This window comes from Halalkalibacter sp. AB-rgal2 (genome assembly GCF_041821005.1).
Lineage (GTDB): Bacteria > Bacillota > Bacilli > Bacillales > Bacillaceae_D > Halalkalibacter.
The window spans coordinates 84,088-101,190 of sequence record NZ_JBGUAV010000010.1; the positions used below are offsets into that span (position 1 = coordinate 84,088).

Below are 17,103 nucleotides of genomic sequence, written 5' to 3' on the forward strand. Positions count from 1 at the left end.
GCTTTATGCGAAGGGGGTTTTGAAAAGAGTAGGACAACAATTTGGGTGAAGGAATCATACTTTTTGCTGGAGCTAGATAAGGAAGAACACCGTTATAGGCAGAGTTTTCACATGAAACGATAGACGGTTGCTTTTCTTCACACAGAAGTAGTAGAATAATGGGTAAATAGAGAAGAAAAATGGGATATCACTAACCGTTACAATCTAAGTTTGTTGGAGTTTGGAGGAGAATGTATGAGCCAGCGTATTTTGGTAGTGGACGATGAGGAATCGATTGTAACGTTGTTGCAATTTAATTTAGAGCAAGCTGGTTATGAAGTTGTGACGGCAAATGATGGTGCTAAAGCATTGCAAATTGCTCAAGCTGAGTCATTTCATTTGATGGTACTTGATTTAATGCTACCTGAGGTGAATGGTCTTGATGTCTGTAAACAACTTAGAGAGAATAAGGTGCAAATTCCGATCTTAATGCTTACGGCAAAGGATGATGAATTTGACACGGTGTTAGGGCTAGAACTAGGGGCAGACGACTATATGACCAAGCCTTTCAGCCCTCGTGAAGTCGTTGCTAGAGTAAGAGCGATTTTAAGAAGAGCGCAAACGAAAATTGTTGATGAAGCTGAAGCTAGTGACGACTATTTAGTATGTGGTGATGTAAAGCTATACCCTGATAACTATGAAGTATTTTATAAGGAAAGATCATTAGAGCTCACGCCAAAAGAGTTTGAACTTTTACTATATCTTTTTAATCATAAGGGACGTGTCTTAACACGAGATCAATTATTAAATGCTGTTTGGAATTATGAATTTGTTGGGGATACACGTATTGTCGATGTTCATATTAGTCATTTACGCGAGAAGATTGAACCTTCAACGAAAAAACCGATATATATTAAAACGATTCGTGGCTTAGGCTATAAATTAGAGGAGCCACAACTAGATGCATAAGCTTCGCTATAAACTCGTATTTTCGGTTCTACTCGTCATTTTATGTGTATTGGCTTCTTTGGCGTTTGTGATTGGTCAAATATATGAAAATTATTATATGAACCATGTAAAGGAACGTATTGAAAAAGAGACACAATTAGTTGCTTATATGTTAGAGGAAGAACCGTTAAGTCGAGAAAGAGCGCAGACTTTGGCAGAGAAAATTTCCAATAAACTTGAAGCACGAGTAACGATTTTGTTTCCAGACGGTGAAGTAATAGGTGAATCAGCTACTGATCCTGAAATGATGGATAACCATTTGGAAAGGCCAGAAATTCAAGGTTTGTTAGTCGGTGACGAGGGAACAGAGATCCGTTTTAGTCATACCGTGCAAGATGAATTACTTTATTATGCAGTCGAAATTATGGAACATGATAATGTTGCTGGCTATGTGAGGTTAGGATTGTCGACAAGTGATATTCATGGAATGAGTGGCACCATTTGGACGATTATTCTCGTGTGTTTTACAATTGCTTTTTTCGTAATGGTGTATATTACATATCGCATTGCTGACCAAATGATTAGGCCGGTTGAAAATGCTACGAACGTTGCGATTGAATTGGCTGAGGGTAATTTTAAAGCGAGGACATATGAAAGTAAACATGATGAAATCGGTTTACTAACTAAATCAATTAATGTATTGGCTTATAATTTAGAGCAGCTGACACGACGTCACCAAGTACAAAAAGAACATATGGAAACATTAATTGAAAATATGGGGAGTGGCTTATTGCTAATTGGAATGAGGGGAGATATCTCTTTAATTAATCGGACATGCGATGAGATTTTCGGGGAACGTACCGATGTATGGTTAAATGAACTATATCACGATGTTATTAAGCATAAAGAATTAATTCGCGTTATTCAAAACATTTTTATTACCGAGCAGAAGCAAAGCAAGCAAGTTAGCTTCCCTGTTTTGTATGAAATGAGGCATTTTGATGTTCATGGAGCACCGATTATTAGTAATCATGGGAGATTGAAGGGGATAGCTCTCGTTTTACATGATATTACTGAGTTGAAGAAACTAGAGCAAATCAGAAAGGATTTTGTCGCAAATGTGTCGCATGAATTAAAAACTCCTGTTACCTCAATAAAAGGATTTACTGAAACACTTCTAGATGGTGCGATGGAATCCGAGGAACTACGGATTAAGTTTTTGAATATTATTAATAAGGAAAGCGACCGATTACAACGACTTATTCATGACCTATTAGAGCTTTCACGAATTGAAAAAGATGTCTTTCAGTTACATTGGCAAGATGTTGATTTAAATAACATTATTGATGATGTGGCTCAGCTTCTAAGAGAAAAAGCAAAGGAAAAACAGATTGATCTTCAATTTGTAAGTGAACAGCATTGTGAATTTGAGGGTGATCCAGAGCGAATTAAGCAAATTATTATTAATTTAATTCATAATGCGATTACGTATACACCAAACGGCGGTAGTATTAATGTTAAGGTCAATTGTACAGAAGAGGTAGTTCAGCTTCGAGTCTGTGATACAGGTGTTGGAATTAGTCAAGACGTATTGCCACGGATTTTTGAGCGTTTTTACCGAGTAGATCCTGCGAGAAGTCGTCATTCGGGAGGAACTGGTTTAGGCCTTGCCATTGTGAAACATTTAGTTGAAGCACATGAAGGGAAAATCAATGTGGAAAGCGAGCTTGGAAAAGGAACGACCTTTTCGATTATCTTTAATAAAAAAAGAGAGAAGAATTCTTAAATTTGACGTGTGAAGTCATGTTTTTACTTCGGATATTAACCGATTTACACAAAATTTACATGATATTCATTTGTAGTTTACATATAGGAGCTATACTGTTAAATGAACGGTTAGTTTCCTTTGTGGAACAAGCTGCTACAAAGGATTTATATCCCCATTAAGAATGAAAGCTTCCCAGTTGCTTTCGTTCTATTTTTTTGTTAAAAACTCTTTTTCTATAAGAGCATGTTTAAAAAGGGTTCTATACTATGTAACAATGGTCCCGTTCGATAAGCGCCTTGTGGTCAGAAATCCACTCACCACAAGACTTTTAAAAAATGTGGCGACTACGCTTATCACTTAAGGCTATTCAAAAAAGGAACACCGCTTCTATAAGATGAACATAAAAAATAGAAAAGTTTAATTGTTTGAAACCTATGATTTTAGTCACACGTATATTAAAATGGTAAACGATGAAAGAAAGGATGGTTAGATGACGGTAAAGCAAATCATTATAGGTTTTGTTTCCACTATAGCAGCAGCTATACTCGTATTATTTTTAGTGACCGGCTGGTATATCGTTGATGAGTCGGAGCAAGCAGCAGTTATTACATTTGGTAAAGTTGAGGATACGGTGACAGAGCCTGGACTAAACTTTAAATTACCATGGCCGATTCAGAAGGTCGAAATATTGTCACGTGGAACGTATAACTTACAAGTTGGTTATGAGGAGGATGGCGGTGAGGTCATTGAATTTACAGATGAGGCAAAGATGATCACAGGAGATGAGAATATTCTATTTGCTGATTTGGCTGTACAATGGCGCATTACCGACCCTGAAAAGTATTTATTCAGTACAAAAGAACCAGAGGATCTATTATATAATGCGACCTCTGCTTCATTACGTGGTGTTATAGGGAGTTCGACTGTAGACGAAGCACTAACAGACCAACGACCAGAAATTGAGGCAGAGGTATTTGACAACCTAGTCGATTTACTTGAAATCTATGATATTGGTATTAGTATTCAAGATGTTAGGCTTCAAGATGTTGAGCTACCTACTGAGGAAGTAAGACGTGCTTTTACAGAGGTGACAGACGCTCGTGAGGAGCGATTAACGAGAATTAACCAAGCTGAACGATATCGTAATCAGGAAGTGAATGAAGCGCAAGGGGAAATTGACGCAATTATTTCTCGTGCTGAAGGAACGAAAACGGAAAGAATTGAAACTGCTCGTGGTGATGTTGCTAAGTTTAATGCTCTTTATAATGAATATATCGTTAATCCGGAAGTTACACGACAACGACTCATTTTAGAGACACTCGATCAAGTGTTACCTGACACTGAAATTTACATCATGGACGGAAATGATACGGTGAATTACTTACCTATTCGCCCTCTTGAGCGTCAGCAGCAACAGGCACCAGCTGCGGAAGGAGGCACAAATAATGAGTGATGAAAATATTGTTGACCTTAATGAAAAGAAGAAATCTGGCGAGGAATGGCGCCGTTATTTGAAGTTAGGTGCAGTATTAGTTCTTCTTATTGTGATTGTTGTGACGATTATAAGTAATTTATTTATTGTAGAGCAAGGCGAATACAAAGTTGTTAGACAGTTTGGAGAAGTGGTACGTATTGAAGAGGATCCCGGTTTAAGCTACAAAATTCCATTTATTCAATCAGTCACTTCTGTTCCTAAGTATCAAATGATCTATGATATCCCTCCGGCTGAAATTAATACACGGGATAAAAAGCGAATGTTAGCTGATCATTATGTCGTTTGGCGAGTCGATGACCCACAAGCGATGATTTCGACGGCGGTCACACTTGAGCGTGCAGAAGCTATTATGGGGGAGCAAATTTTTTCCGCCATTCGAGCAGAGCTAGGACAGCTTGATTTTGATGAAATTATTAATGAAGAGAAATCGTCACGTGGTAGCTTTAATGAGCTTGTACGTGATCGTGTGAATGAAGCACTTGAACGTTCAAATTACGGAATTAGTATCACAGATGTACGAATGAAGCGTACGGATTTACCTACTGAAAATGAGGAAGCTGTCTATCGTCGAATGATTTCTGAGCGTGAATCGACAGCTCAAGAATATTTGTCACAGGGTGAAGCGGAAGCAAATCGAATTGAGTCTGAGACGGATCGGGAAGTACAGGAGATGATTGCGACAGCTAATGCTGATGCAAATGAAATTATTGGTGAAGGGGAAGCCGATGCTGCTAGTATTTATAATGAGACATTTGGCCAAGATACCGAGTTTTATCAGTTATATCGAACGTTACAATCTTATGAAACGACGATTAATGATGAAACAGTTATCGTTCTTCCTGCTGATTCTCCGTATGCACGCATACTATTAGGATATATTGAATAAAGAAAGGGTTACGTTGAGAGGAAATCATGATGTGTGATTTTCTCTCTTTTCGTTTAATGTGTAACCGTGCTATGAAATATAATAACTATGATACAATAAAGGGAATAATGAACGTGTAGAGAGGGGCAATGAGTGTGAGTAAACTTGTATTAATTGACGGAAATAGTATTGCATATCGTGCTTTTTTTGCGTTGCCATTGTTAAATAATCAAAAAGGCGTCTATACAAACGCGGTATATGGCTTTGCGACGATGTTAATGAAAATTATTGAGGAAGAACAACCGACTCATATGCTTGTAGCATTCGATGCAGGGAAAACAACATTTCGCCATAAGACATATAAGGAGTATAAAGGTGGAAGACAGAAAACCCCTCCAGAGTTATCAGAGCAATTCCCACTCCTAAGAGAGCTACTAGATGCATATAAGATTTCTCGATATGAGGCTGAGCAATATGAGGCTGACGATATTATCGGAACGTTAGCAAAACAAGCTGCAGAAAAAAAGTGGGAAGTGAAAGTATATAGCGGTGATAAAGATTTACTACAATTAGTAGATGATAACGTGACAGTCGTATTAACGAAAAAAGGAATTACGAATGTTGAAGCATATGACCTAGAGATGATCGAAGAAAAGTATGGCATTAAACCTAAACAAATTATTGATATGAAAGGATTAATGGGAGATAGCTCTGACAATATTCCAGGCGTCCCTGGAATCGGTGAAAAGACAGCCCTTAAGCTATTGAAGCAATATGGAACGGTGGAGAAGGTCCTGCAATCAATTGATGAGATTTCTGGAAAGAAAATGAAGGAACGATTAGAAGAAAACCGTGAACAAGCGTTAATGAGTAAAGAATTGGCAACTATTTTCTTGGAAGTTCCTATTGAAGAAGCTTTAGATCAATATGAATTTGGGAAGTTTGAAACAAATGAAGTTGTCCATTTATTAAAGGAGTTAGAATTTACTTCTTTGTTAGAGAAGCTAGATGTTGAAGTCGAACAGGACGAAGTAGAGGAATTAGACTATGCCATTGTTCATGAAGTGAAGAAAGAAGACCTTGGGGAAGAGTCAGCTGTTTTAGTAGAAGTATTAGAAGAGCACTATCATCAAGCTGAAATTATTGGAATTGCCATCGTAAACGAGAAAAAGCGATTGTTTATAAAGGCTGAAGAAGCGTTGGCATCAGAGGAGTTTCTTGAGTGGTTAGAGGATGATCATTGTAAGAAGTGGGTGTTTGATGCGAAGAAGAGCGTCGTTGCTCTAGCGTGGAAGGGAGCCTTTATGAATGGGGTGGACTTTGATGTCCAAATGGCTTCTTATTTACTCGATCCTTCGCTATCCTCTCATGACATTCATGATGTGGCGAGTCGAAAAGGAAAGGCGATTGTTCAGGCGGATGAGGTTGTGTATGGAAAAGGAGCAAAGCAAAAGCTACCGGAAGATGAGGAGCTTGCATCACATATTGTCCGAAAGGCTGAGGCTGTCTATCGTTTAAAATCAGAGCTTGAAGAAGAGTTAGTCACGAATGAACAGGACAAGCTTTATCGTGAGCTTGAAATGCCTCTTTCAATTGTTATAGGTCATATGGAGAAGCATGGTGTAAAAGTTGATCAAGACATGTTGAATAAGATGGGCGAAGATTTAGAAGAGCGGTTAGCTGAGCTTGAGAAAACCATTCACTCCTTAGCTGGCGAGTCATTTAATATTAATTCTCCGAAGCAATTAGGAGAGATATTATTTGTGAAGCTTGGATTACCTCCTGTAAAGAAGACGAAAACAGGTTACTCAACCTCAGCAGATGTTCTTGAAAAATTGGCTGTTGAACATGAAATTGCAGAGTATATTGTGCATTATCGTCAGTTAGGAAAATTGAAGTCAACCTATATTGAAGGATTATCTAAGGTTGTTAAAAAGGATACGAGTAAAATTCATACGAGGTACAATCAAGCATTAACGCAAACAGGTCGCTTAAGCTCCACTGACCCTAATTTGCAAAATATACCGATCCGTTTGGAGGAAGGAAGAAAAATCCGTAAAGCCTTCGTACCGGCGACAAAGGGCTGGAAAATGGTTGCTGCGGACTATTCACAAATTGAATTACGAGTCCTGGCACATATTGCTGGGGATGAAAAATTAATCGAAGCATTTAATAAAAATATGGATATTCATACGATAACAGCGATGGATGTTTTTCATGTGAAAGAAGAAGATGTTACATCACAAATGCGAAGAAGTGCCAAAGCGGTCAATTTCGGGATTGTATATGGAATAAGTGATTATGGATTATCACAAAACTTGAATATTACCCGTAAAGAAGCTGCGGAGTTTATTGAGCGTTATTTCAATAGTTATCCGAAGGTAAAGGAATATATGGATCGAACAGTGGCAGATGCTCGTAAAAAAGGATTCGTATCGACATTACTCCAGCGAAGACGATATTTACCAGACTTAACAAGTCGAAATTTTAATAAGAGAAGCTTTGCTGAACGTACGGCAATGAACACACCTATTCAAGGGACTGCCGCCGACATTATCAAAAAAGCGATGGTGCAGATGTCAGAGGAAATGGAAAAGCGTCAAGTGAAAAGTCGAATGCTCCTACAAGTTCATGATGAATTAATATTTGAGGTACCGGAAGATGAGCTTGATCGGATGATGGAGATAATCCCTGAAGTAATGGAGCAAGCTGTATCTCTTGATGTACCTTTGAAAGTGGATATTTCGTATGGTGATACGTGGTACGATGCAAAGTAAGGAGAGAAGAGAATGCCAGAATTACCAGAGGTCGAAACGGTTCGACGTACGCTAAAACAACTTGTGCTAAACAAAACAATCTCACATGTAACCGTTCATTGGGGGAATATTATTAAAAAGCCTGCTGACCCTGAGCGATTTGGACAAGTATTAATCGGTCAATCCGTGCGAGACATTCATCGTCGCGGTAAATTTCTTATATTTCAATTAGACGAATTAAGTTTAGTCTCTCATTTAAGGATGGAAGGGCGCTATGGTCTATTTGAACAACACGATCAGCTTCAACCACATACGCATGTTTTGTTTACATTTACAGATGGGACGGAGCTGCGGTATCAAGATGTACGTAAATTTGGGACGATGCATATTTTCCAAAAGGGTAAGGAAGAGGAGGAGCTTCCCCTGTCGCAACTAGGTGTTGAACCGTTTTCGAAGGAATTTACAATTGAGTTAATGCAGACTGTGTTCGAACGAACGAACCGAGCGGTGAAAGCTGTATTATTGGATCAAAAGCTTGTCGTTGGACTTGGAAATATTTATGTGGATGAAGCTCTGTTCCGTGCTAAGCTTTTACCGACTCGCTTGGCATCGTCGATTCAAGGGCAAGAGCTACAATTGTTACACAAGGCGATTGTTGAAACGCTGAAGGAAGCTGTTGAATTAGGTGGGAGTTCGATTAAGTCATATGTCAATGGACAAGGTGAGATGGGCATGTTCCAGCAACAGCTTGCTGTGTATGGTCGAAAAGATGAGCCCTGCGTCTCGTGTGGAACAGTCATTTCAAAAAAGGTTGTTGCCGGTAGAGGTACTCATTACTGTGTAAACTGTCAAAAATAATCGTACATTGGATGAGTCCTTTCCATATACTATCGTAACGTTGTATGGAAGGGGCATGTAATATGATAGGTGTACTTTCACTAGTAACCATTGCTTTTGCAGTAAGTCTCGACAGTTTTGGTGTCGGATTAACATATGGCCTTCGTAATATGAAATTGCCTTGGCGGTCATTATTATTCATAGCAGGCTGCTCGGGGACGTCTATTCTTATAGCGATGTTGTTTGGAAGTTGGCTCCTCTCATATTTACCAGCAACTATCGCTGAAGCAATAGGAGGTGTTATTCTCCTTTTTATTGGAGGATGGGCGATCTACCAAGCGTATAAACCAGCAGAAACAAAAGAAAAAACAAAAGAAGAGGAATGGGTATTTAAGTTTGAAATTAAGATGTTAGGAATTGTTATTCAAATATTACGAAAGCCTATGGTTGCTGATATTGATAATTCTGGCACGATTACGGGAAGAGAAGCGATGCTACTAGGAATCGCTTTGTCACTTGATGCTTTTGGAGCGGGAATTGGAGCGTCATTAATAGGGTTTTCACCTGTTTGGATGGCAATTAGTGTAGCATTCATGAGTGCACTCTTTGTAACGCTAGGAATGAAGAGTGGACGGTTCTTTTCGGGATCATTACTTATCAAGCGGTTTGCCTTTATTCCAGGTGCGCTTTTGATGATGATTGGTGTATTTAGCTTTACGTAAAAGGGGTAACGTTATGTTTATTGGTTTAACGGGTGGAATTGCTAGTGGGAAGTCGACCGTCAGTAAGATGATGCAGGAATTGGGTCTTCCAATTATAGATGCTGACTTGATCGCGCGTGAAGTCGTTGAGCCGAATTCGATTGGATTGAGCTTAATTGTTGAAAAATTTGGCGAGGTCGTTTTAGCTGAGAATGGTACGTTAAATCGTGCTCAGCTTGGTCAGATCATTTTTGCTAATCCAACGAAGAGAACTCAGCTTAATGTTCTGATTCACCCACTTATTAGAGAGCGAATGAATGAAAGAAAAGAACAGCTACTAGCAGAGGGGAAATCGACGATAGTGTACGATATCCCGTTATTATATGAAAGTGAGCTATTTCACTTAGTTGATAAAGTATTGCTTGTATATGTTGACCAAGATACACAGCTAAAGAGATTAATGAAACGAAATCAGCTAAGTGAACGAGAAGCGTTGGAAAGAATTCAATCACAAATGTCTCTTGAGCAAAAAAAAGACCGTGCAGATGCGATTATTGATAATACAAGTACATTAGCTGAGACAAATGATCAGCTTATTTCCATTTTACAAAATTGGTATGTTCCTTTGAATGAAAGAAGATAACAGATTTGTAAGATCCCTCTAATTCGAAGGTGGATTGAGATCATGATTATCGTAAAAAATATAGTTGCAATCATAAACTAAACAAAGTATACTGATTTTCGTGAACTTCAATTACAGCAAATTAGGAGTGATTTTTTGCATACTGGGTTAGGACCTCTTTGGACTAACTTTCCCCCGTGTAACAAAGCATTCCTACATGCTTGAGAAGGCATGATCTTTTTTGTAAAGGGGGATTCAACTGATGGACACTATGGGTCGTCATGTCATTGCGGAGCTTTGGGGCTGTGATGAACATAAGTTGAATAATATGAGTTTTATTGAGCAAGTTTTTGTAGATGCTGCATTAAAGGCAGGGGCTGAGGTTCGTGAAGTTGCCTTTCATAAGTTTGCGCCTCATGGTGTAAGTGGGGTTGTGATTATTTCTGAGTCGCATTTAACAATCCATAGCTTTCCGGAACATGGTTATGCAAGTATTGATGTATATACGTGTGGAGATCTTGATCCGACTGTTGCATCTAATTTCATTGCTGATTCCTTACAAGCATCAACAAGTGAAGTGATTGAGGTTCCAAGAGGAATGGGCCCTGTTAAAATTGAAAAGTCAATGATTAAGTCACTATAAGTGAAAGGGCTATGAGCTTCTCTGTTATGATACTGGGATTCTTATAGCCCTTTTGAAATATAAGAAGCTAGTAGCTCTGTTAATCACTTTTCATCTCAATGAAAACAATTGATAGCACATTTGGAAGCATCCTACGTTTCGTAACATATCCATAAAAAAATATGTGCGAAAACGGTTCAAAAGAGGATACGCGATTTTCTTACAGTTTGAATCGTTTCTATGGTATGATAGAAGTAATAGAATAGGTGGAAAGGTGAAGATAAGATGGGAGCATTAAGTAGTATAAAACGATTTTTTAGTATCCGTACAGAAACGACGGAAGGTAATGAACTGAAGGAATTACAAACAAGGTATTATAAGACGACAAAAGATAAAGCCATGCAAACGATTGAGAACGTTTTAATTCAGTCAGGATGGGAAATTGCGAGATCTGAAGAAGAACGTGGGGAAATTGTCGCCAATATGAAAAAGGGCAAGCGAAAAATGCTCGTGCTAACGATTATTACGGTCAAACCATTTAAGACAGCAGTAGATTTATCATGTTCAACGGATACCGTCTTACCGACTGATTTTGGTCATAGCCGTAAAGTGGTCGTTGATGTTTATAATAAGATTGACCGAGAGCTTACTTATATAGGTTCGAGCTTAGGAAATGAACTGTTGTAATGACTTGTCAGGCGCTATTGATATGAGATATGATAGGATCAATGTTATGATAGTAGTGGAGATGATTTCATGATATGCCCAGCCTGTCAATACAATGGAACACGAGTATTAGATTCACGGCCTAGTCATGAAGGTCGTTCGATTAGACGTAGACGAGAATGTGAGAAATGCCATCATCGATTCACAACATTTGAAATGGTTGAAGAGGTGCCATTGATTGTCGTGAAGAAGGATGGGACACGTCAAGAATTTAATCGTGAAAAGCTGTTAAGAGGTTTAATTAGAGCTTGTGAGAAGCGCCCTGTTGCATTAGAGACGCTCGAAGATATTGTCAATAGTGCGGAACGTGAGCTACGTAATTTAGGGAAGAGCGAAGTTCACAGTCAAGATGTTGGGGAGCTTATAATGGAACGTCTAGCAGATGTCGATGATGTAGCCTATGTCCGCTTTGCATCTGTCTATCGGCAATTTAAAGATATTAATGTATTTATTAAGGAATTGACAGAATTAATGAATAAGAGTGATTGAGTAGGAGCTTAAAGCAATTCATGCTGCAAGCTCTTTTTACTCTTTTAAGAGGTTGTTCGAAAAGGGCTGTTTTCCCCTTTTTGAATGACCTCGATGTAATTGCCATCATTTTTGGTGCTTTTTGAACATGCTCTTTTAGAGATAAATCAAAATAGCTGTAGATGGGAGAAAGGGAGGTCCTGAGGATGACATGGCATTGGAAGAAGCTAGTACCGGTCGATCGATATTCTGTGCGTATTGAACAATACATTACAGAGGAAGACAAACAGACGATAACATTATTGTACCAACCACTTATAGGTGCCATTGCCAATAGTTTATATGTGACGTTACTCTCTCATTTAGAGAAAGAACAATACTGGAGTAAGGAATATACTCATCGTCAACTGATGATCGTTCTTGGAACCTCTCTTGAAATTATTTATGAGGAGAGAAAGAAGTTAGAAGCAGTTGGATTATTAAAGACACATAAAGCGACAGACGACAATGGCGGTACATACATTTATGACATACAGCCACCTATGACGCCTAAACATTTTTTTGAAAATGATGTATTGAGTGTGTACTTATTTAATCGGCTAGGTAAAACGCATTATCGTCAGTTAAGAGATCGTTTTGTTATTGAAACGTTACATTCACAGCAATTTCAAGATGTGACCTACGCTTTTGATGAAGTTTTTACGTCGATTCATCACTCTGAGATGGTCTCTAGTTTGAAGTCAGAGGATGGTAATGACCTCAAAAAGAAAGAAGGTCAAGAGGTCATTACGAAGGAAGAACATAATGACTTTAAAATGAATGGTGAGGATTTTGATTTTGAGCTATTAGAAAAAAGCTTAACGTCAACAATTAATGCAGATCAAATATTAACGTTTGATGTTAGGCAAGCGATTGTTCGACTTGCCTTTGTCTACCGCATCGAACCGTTAGAAATGAGTAGTATTTTATTACAAGCATTATTACATGATGACTATGTCGATATAGATGAATTACGAAAAAAAACTCAAGAATGGTATAAGGTAGAGCATGGTACGGAGCCACCTGGCTTGGCATTAAGAACACAGCCAATGAATAAGCGAACAATGAATAATCGCCAAGCGCTAACGGAGGAAGAGCGTACGATCCAATTTTACGAAAATACATCTCCGCTCTCATTGCTTGAAATCCGTTCAGGTGGAGCGAAGGTACCATTAGCTGATGTGAAAATTATTGAATCGTTAATGCTCGATCATAAGTTACATCCGGGTGTTGTCAACGTCTTGCTCGATTTTATATTATGGAGTCAGGATATGAAGCTTTCGAAGGCACTAGTTGATAAAATAGGAGGGCATTGGTCAAGAAAAAAGGTACAAACTGTAAAAGAAGCGATGACGATTGCTTTAAAAGAGCAAGAAAAAACGAAAAAGCAATCTAATAGTCAATCAACTTCTATAAAACGTGCACATGGCCAAAGAAAAACGAACAGTCGCCGAGATCAATTGCCTAAATGGTTATTGGAAGAGCAAGAAAAGCAGAAAAATGACGCGAATGATCAATCATTGAAACCGAAAGCAGAACGGGTACAAAAGCAAGAGAAGAGCTTTGCTGAATTATTAGCAGAGCGTAATAAACGAAAGGAATAGGGGGGAAACCGATGGAATCGATTCAAAAATCCCTTAAACAATGGACTGAGAATAAGCAGCTTCAAGATCGATTAAAAGAGGCTAGAAATACATTAGTAAAAGATCCGATTGTTCGTCAAGCTTTAGAGGCGCAGGAAGCTACTATTACAGAAGATATGATTGAACGAGCGCTCGTGAATTTATATGAATACAAAAAGGAACGTTATCATTGCGGAGAATGCCCAGGGCTAACAGCCTGTCCCAATATGATGAAGGGCTATCAGCCTAAGCTAACTGTCGTTCGTCAAACAATTGAGCTGTCCTACCATCCATGTGAGAAGAAGGTGGCAGCAGAACAAGACCGTAAGCAGCGTGAGATGATTAAGTCGTTTTACGTTCCCAAAGAAATTCTTTCAGCGACTTTTGATACGCTAGAGCATGAACCTAGCCGTGAAGAAGCAAGTCGTTTAGCGCTATCCTTTTCGCTAGAGGCTAATCCTGGGGAAGATGGTCATGGCTTATATTTCTATGGTAAATTTGGTGTCGGTAAGACGTATTTAATGGGTGCTGTTGCCAATGAATTGAAGGACCGCGGTGTTTCTTCATTTCTTGTTTATACCCCTGATTTTTTTCGGGAAATGAAGCAATCGATTGGTGATGGAACGTTTCAAGAGAAAATAGATATCGTTAAAAAAGCTCCCATATTAATCTTAGATGATATTGGTGCAGAAACGATTTCTGCTTGGGTACGAGATGATGTGCTTGGTGTTATTTTGCAATATCGAATGCTAGAAAAGCTCCCTACTTTATTTACGTCTAATTATGATTATGACGAATTAGAACGTCATTTATCCTATTCAGATAAGGGTGGAATTGAAGAATTGAAAGCAAAGAGGATTATGGAGCGAGTTAAGCACTTCACCTCATTTGTAAAGGTGGAAGGGGCGAATCGACGCAAACGTTCATAATGGAAGTTATTCCATTGACGAACTTCTTTTCTTTCCGTTTATGCTTAACTATGATACGATGAAATCATATATTGCTAGAGTACGGAGGTTACGTCATGAGCATAGATGAAATTTTAGAAAGAGCGGTCAATGGAGAGCGTATATCGATGGAGGATGCGGTTGCTTTATATGAAAGTGATGAAGTAGAAAAGATCGGAGAAGCAGCTAATCAGGTTATGTTAAAGTGGCATCCTGATCCCATTACCACATTTGTCATCGGACGTAATGTAAATTATACGAATTTCTGTGATACGTATTGTCGTTTTTGTGCGTTTTATCGTGCACCAGGACATAAAGAAGGCTATGTATTAAGTAATGAAGAGATCTTTAAGAAGATAGAGGAAACACTAGAAGTTGGTGGCACGGAGATTTTAATGCAAGGTGGAACAAACCCTGACTTGCCTCTTAGCTATTATACGAATTTGCTTAAGGAGATAAAGGAGCGCTACAACATATGGATGCATTCCTTTTCACCTGCTGAAGTTTGGAAAATTGCAGAGGTTTCAGATATGTCTGTTGAAGCTGTGTTGCGTGAATTGCATGAAGCTGGCTTAGACAGTATGCCTGGTGGAGGTGCTGAGATTCTTACAGAGGAGACTCGCTTACGTGTTAGTCGTTTGAAGGTTACTTGGGAACAATGGATTGAAGCGATGAAAGCGACAAAACGGGTTGGAATGCATGGAACAGCGACAATGGTCATAGGGTTTGGAGAATCTTTTGAAGAAAGAGCTCTCCATTTACAACGTGTTCGGGATGCCCAAGATGAAACGGAATGCTTTACAGCTTTCATTTCATGGCTATTACAGCCAGAGAATACGGGAATGCATAAGACAAAGAAGCTAGCACCTAGAGATTATTTGAAAAATGTGGCGATTTCACGGCTGTTTTTAGATAACATCGCTAATTTTCAATCATCGTGGGTAACAATGGGTCCAGAAATTGGTAAATTGTCGTTGCAGTATGGATGTAATGACTTCGGTAGCACGATGATGGAAGAAAACGTTGTATCAGCAGCAGGAGCCACACATAAAGTAAATACAAATTTAACGTTACAATTAATTCGTGAAGCTGGTAAGATTCCAGCCCAACGAGATACAGGATACAATATTTTAAAAGTGTATCATGAAGACGAGACCGCCGATAAGGATTTTGTGATGCAAAATTAATTAGTGGAGCAAAAAGAAGGGGCTGGGACAAAACCCTCCTCTGAATGGAAAAAGCCGATGAAATTTTACGATATGTAAAATTTCATCGGCTTTACTTATTTTTACTCTATAAATAAGTGGCAGTCACAGGTTCGTTCCATTGCGCCCCAGCCACTCGCTTTCCGCGGGGAGGTGCCGAGCCTCCTCGGCTTTGCCTGTGGGGTCTCGCCCTTACCTCTATTTCCCGCAGGAGTCGAGTGACTTCCGCTCCATTTCACTATGAGAATAACCCACCGTTCAGAGCCACTATCTTTATAAAAAAAGTTTGTTTTTACAATAAAATAAGGACAACTTCTGATAAAATTAAGTTACCACACCAAATCCAATCAGAAGGAAGTGTCCTTATGTTTAAAAATTATAACATGAATCAGTTAGTTTTGCCTTTAGATTTAGAAGTGAGATTACAATGAAACGATACTGCTTTTTCATGTATACCATTTGGTTGAAAGTATCCCTAATGAGGCGTTGGAACTATTTCTGCGAAATGAGGGCTGTCCTGCCTATCATCCACGTATGATGCTTAAATTTATTTTATGTGCGTACACGCAATCGGTCTTTTCGGGGGCGAAAGATTGAAGCCTTATTAACAGACAGTATTCGTATGATGTTTAGCGCAAGCATTTCCGACTATGACCAAAAGATAGAAGCCACATCAGATGTGGCAGAACGTATAGTGTTAAGAAGTGAGAGAAAATACCCGAAGCAAAAAACGCAAAATCGATGTGGAACCAGTTTTTGGATATTTGAAGGCTAATTTGGGTTTCACTCGATTTTCTGTAAGAGGAAAATCGAAGGTGGAAAACGAAATGGGCTTCGCGTTAATGGCAGTGAATTTAAGAAAATTCACTGCCAACTCACCTTTTTCACTATTAGAAACTAGTTTTGTTCCAGCCTCTTTTACGTTATTTCGTCTATTTATTAGGTTCCATGTCAGAAGAATTCGTAGGTGAAGACAAACTCCAAAGATGGATCATATTTACGAATAAGATGGCCTATTAGCTTTTCAATCCAGACCATCTCCATTTGTATCCGCTTATCTTCTATTTTTTTTGACATCATGACCGAGCCATCAAAGTCTAGTTTTCATTCTAGGATAGAGAAAAACCTATAGCTGTTCTCAATTTGCTTAATATAAGGGACGGATGAAGAATAAGTAGATTCCGATTTCTCCACTAAAAAAAAAGCGGTCGGGATGGGAGGGCCGACTCCTGCAGGAGGAGAGGGAAGAGGAAATCCACCGGCGTAGCCGGTTAGTTCCACGCCCTCCCTGCGGAAAGCGTGCCCCCCATCCCGGTAGCGGATTCGAAGCGACGTAACATAGCTATGCTCTCTAATTATAAATAAGCCTTTTTCAGTACTTCTCTTTTACTCTTTTCGTGTATAGGCAAAAATTCAAGCGCCAAATGAGAATTTTCTTATCATGTTCCCTCTTACTCCTTCATACGATGGGAGTAGAGCCTGTCTGAAAGCTATTGTAAGGGG

General features: G+C 38.9%; 15 protein-coding genes and 1 pseudogene. All 16 read left to right on the top strand.

Features of this window, described 5'->3' with window-relative positions:
* Positions 1–234: 234 nt before the first annotated feature.
* The 16 genes and pseudogenes from ACERJO_RS10335 (at position 235) to ACERJO_RS10410 (ending at position 16,571) form a co-directional block, all read left to right on the top strand.
* A complete protein-coding gene (locus tag ACERJO_RS10335; RefSeq protein WP_035342483.1) occupies positions 235–948 on the top strand; it encodes a response regulator transcription factor in 714 nt (237 codons plus the stop codon).
* Positions 941–2,713 carry a two-component system histidine kinase PnpS gene (pnpS, locus tag ACERJO_RS10340; protein WP_373647403.1) on the top strand — a complete coding sequence of 591 codons (1,773 nt, stop codon included), beginning with the start codon at positions 941–943 and terminating at the stop codon, positions 2,711–2,713. The genes ACERJO_RS10335 and pnpS overlap by 8 nt, the downstream gene beginning before the upstream one ends.
* Positions 2,714–3,185: 472 nt before the next feature.
* Entirely contained in the window at positions 3,186–4,148 is a 963-nt protein-coding gene (gene hflK / locus ACERJO_RS10345) for an FtsH protease activity modulator HflK (RefSeq protein WP_247104745.1), read from the top strand.
* A complete protein-coding gene (hflC, locus tag ACERJO_RS10350; protein ID WP_247104746.1) occupies positions 4,141–5,076 on the top strand; it encodes a protease modulator HflC in 936 nt (311 codons plus the stop codon). Before hflK ends, hflC begins: the two co-directional genes overlap by 8 nt.
* Positions 5,077–5,204: 128 nt before the next feature.
* Positions 5,205–7,832: a DNA polymerase I gene (gene polA, locus ACERJO_RS10355; RefSeq protein ID WP_373647404.1), complete on the top strand. Its 2,628-nt coding sequence runs from the start codon at positions 5,205–5,207 to the stop codon at positions 7,830–7,832.
* 12 nt (positions 7,833–7,844) lie between these two features.
* The gene (gene mutM, locus ACERJO_RS10360; RefSeq protein WP_373647405.1) at positions 7,845–8,669 is read left to right on the top strand and encodes a DNA-formamidopyrimidine glycosylase; all 825 of its coding nucleotides are present in this window, start codon (positions 7,845–7,847) and stop codon (positions 8,667–8,669) included.
* Positions 8,670–8,731: 62 nt separating this feature from the next.
* The gene (gene ytaF, locus ACERJO_RS10365) at positions 8,732–9,370 is read left to right on the top strand and encodes a sporulation membrane protein YtaF (protein ID WP_247104751.1); all 639 of its coding nucleotides are present in this window, start codon (positions 8,732–8,734) and stop codon (positions 9,368–9,370) included.
* Positions 9,371–9,383: 13 nt separating this feature from the next.
* On the top strand, positions 9,384–9,992 hold the full coding sequence (coaE, locus tag ACERJO_RS10370; protein ID WP_247104753.1) for a dephospho-CoA kinase: 609 nt from the start codon (positions 9,384–9,386) through the stop codon (positions 9,990–9,992).
* A gap of 241 nt (positions 9,993–10,233) precedes the next feature.
* The gene (speD, locus tag ACERJO_RS10375; protein WP_252120695.1) at positions 10,234–10,614 is read left to right on the top strand and encodes an adenosylmethionine decarboxylase; all 381 of its coding nucleotides are present in this window, start codon (positions 10,234–10,236) and stop codon (positions 10,612–10,614) included.
* A 264-nt stretch (positions 10,615–10,878) separates the two neighbouring features.
* Positions 10,879–11,280 (top strand): DUF1499 domain-containing protein, encoded by a 402-nt coding sequence (locus tag ACERJO_RS10380; protein WP_247104755.1) that lies wholly within the window; start codon positions 10,879–10,881, stop codon positions 11,278–11,280.
* Positions 11,281–11,349: 69 nt separating this feature from the next.
* The gene (gene nrdR / locus ACERJO_RS10385; protein WP_035342509.1) at positions 11,350–11,808 is read left to right on the top strand and encodes a transcriptional regulator NrdR; all 459 of its coding nucleotides are present in this window, start codon (positions 11,350–11,352) and stop codon (positions 11,806–11,808) included.
* Between the two features lie 185 nt (positions 11,809–11,993).
* A complete protein-coding gene (locus ACERJO_RS10390) occupies positions 11,994–13,430 on the top strand; it encodes a replication initiation and membrane attachment family protein (RefSeq protein WP_247104757.1) in 1,437 nt (478 codons plus the stop codon).
* A gap of 11 nt (positions 13,431–13,441) precedes the next feature.
* Positions 13,442–14,377, top strand: a complete 936-nt coding sequence (dnaI, locus tag ACERJO_RS10395) for a primosomal protein DnaI (protein WP_247104759.1) — start codon at positions 13,442–13,444, stop codon at positions 14,375–14,377.
* A gap of 95 nt (positions 14,378–14,472) precedes the next feature.
* Positions 14,473–15,582: a cyclic dehypoxanthinyl futalosine synthase gene (gene mqnC, locus ACERJO_RS10400; RefSeq protein ID WP_247104760.1), complete on the top strand. Its 1,110-nt coding sequence runs from the start codon at positions 14,473–14,475 to the stop codon at positions 15,580–15,582.
* Between the two features lie 383 nt (positions 15,583–15,965).
* Positions 15,966–16,237, top strand: a pseudogene (locus ACERJO_RS10405) (transposase); the annotation flags it as partial.
* A gap of 67 nt (positions 16,238–16,304) precedes the next feature.
* The gene (locus ACERJO_RS10410; RefSeq protein ID WP_373647406.1) at positions 16,305–16,571 is read left to right on the top strand and encodes a transposase; all 267 of its coding nucleotides are present in this window, start codon (positions 16,305–16,307) and stop codon (positions 16,569–16,571) included.
* Positions 16,572–17,103 lie beyond the last annotated feature (532 nt).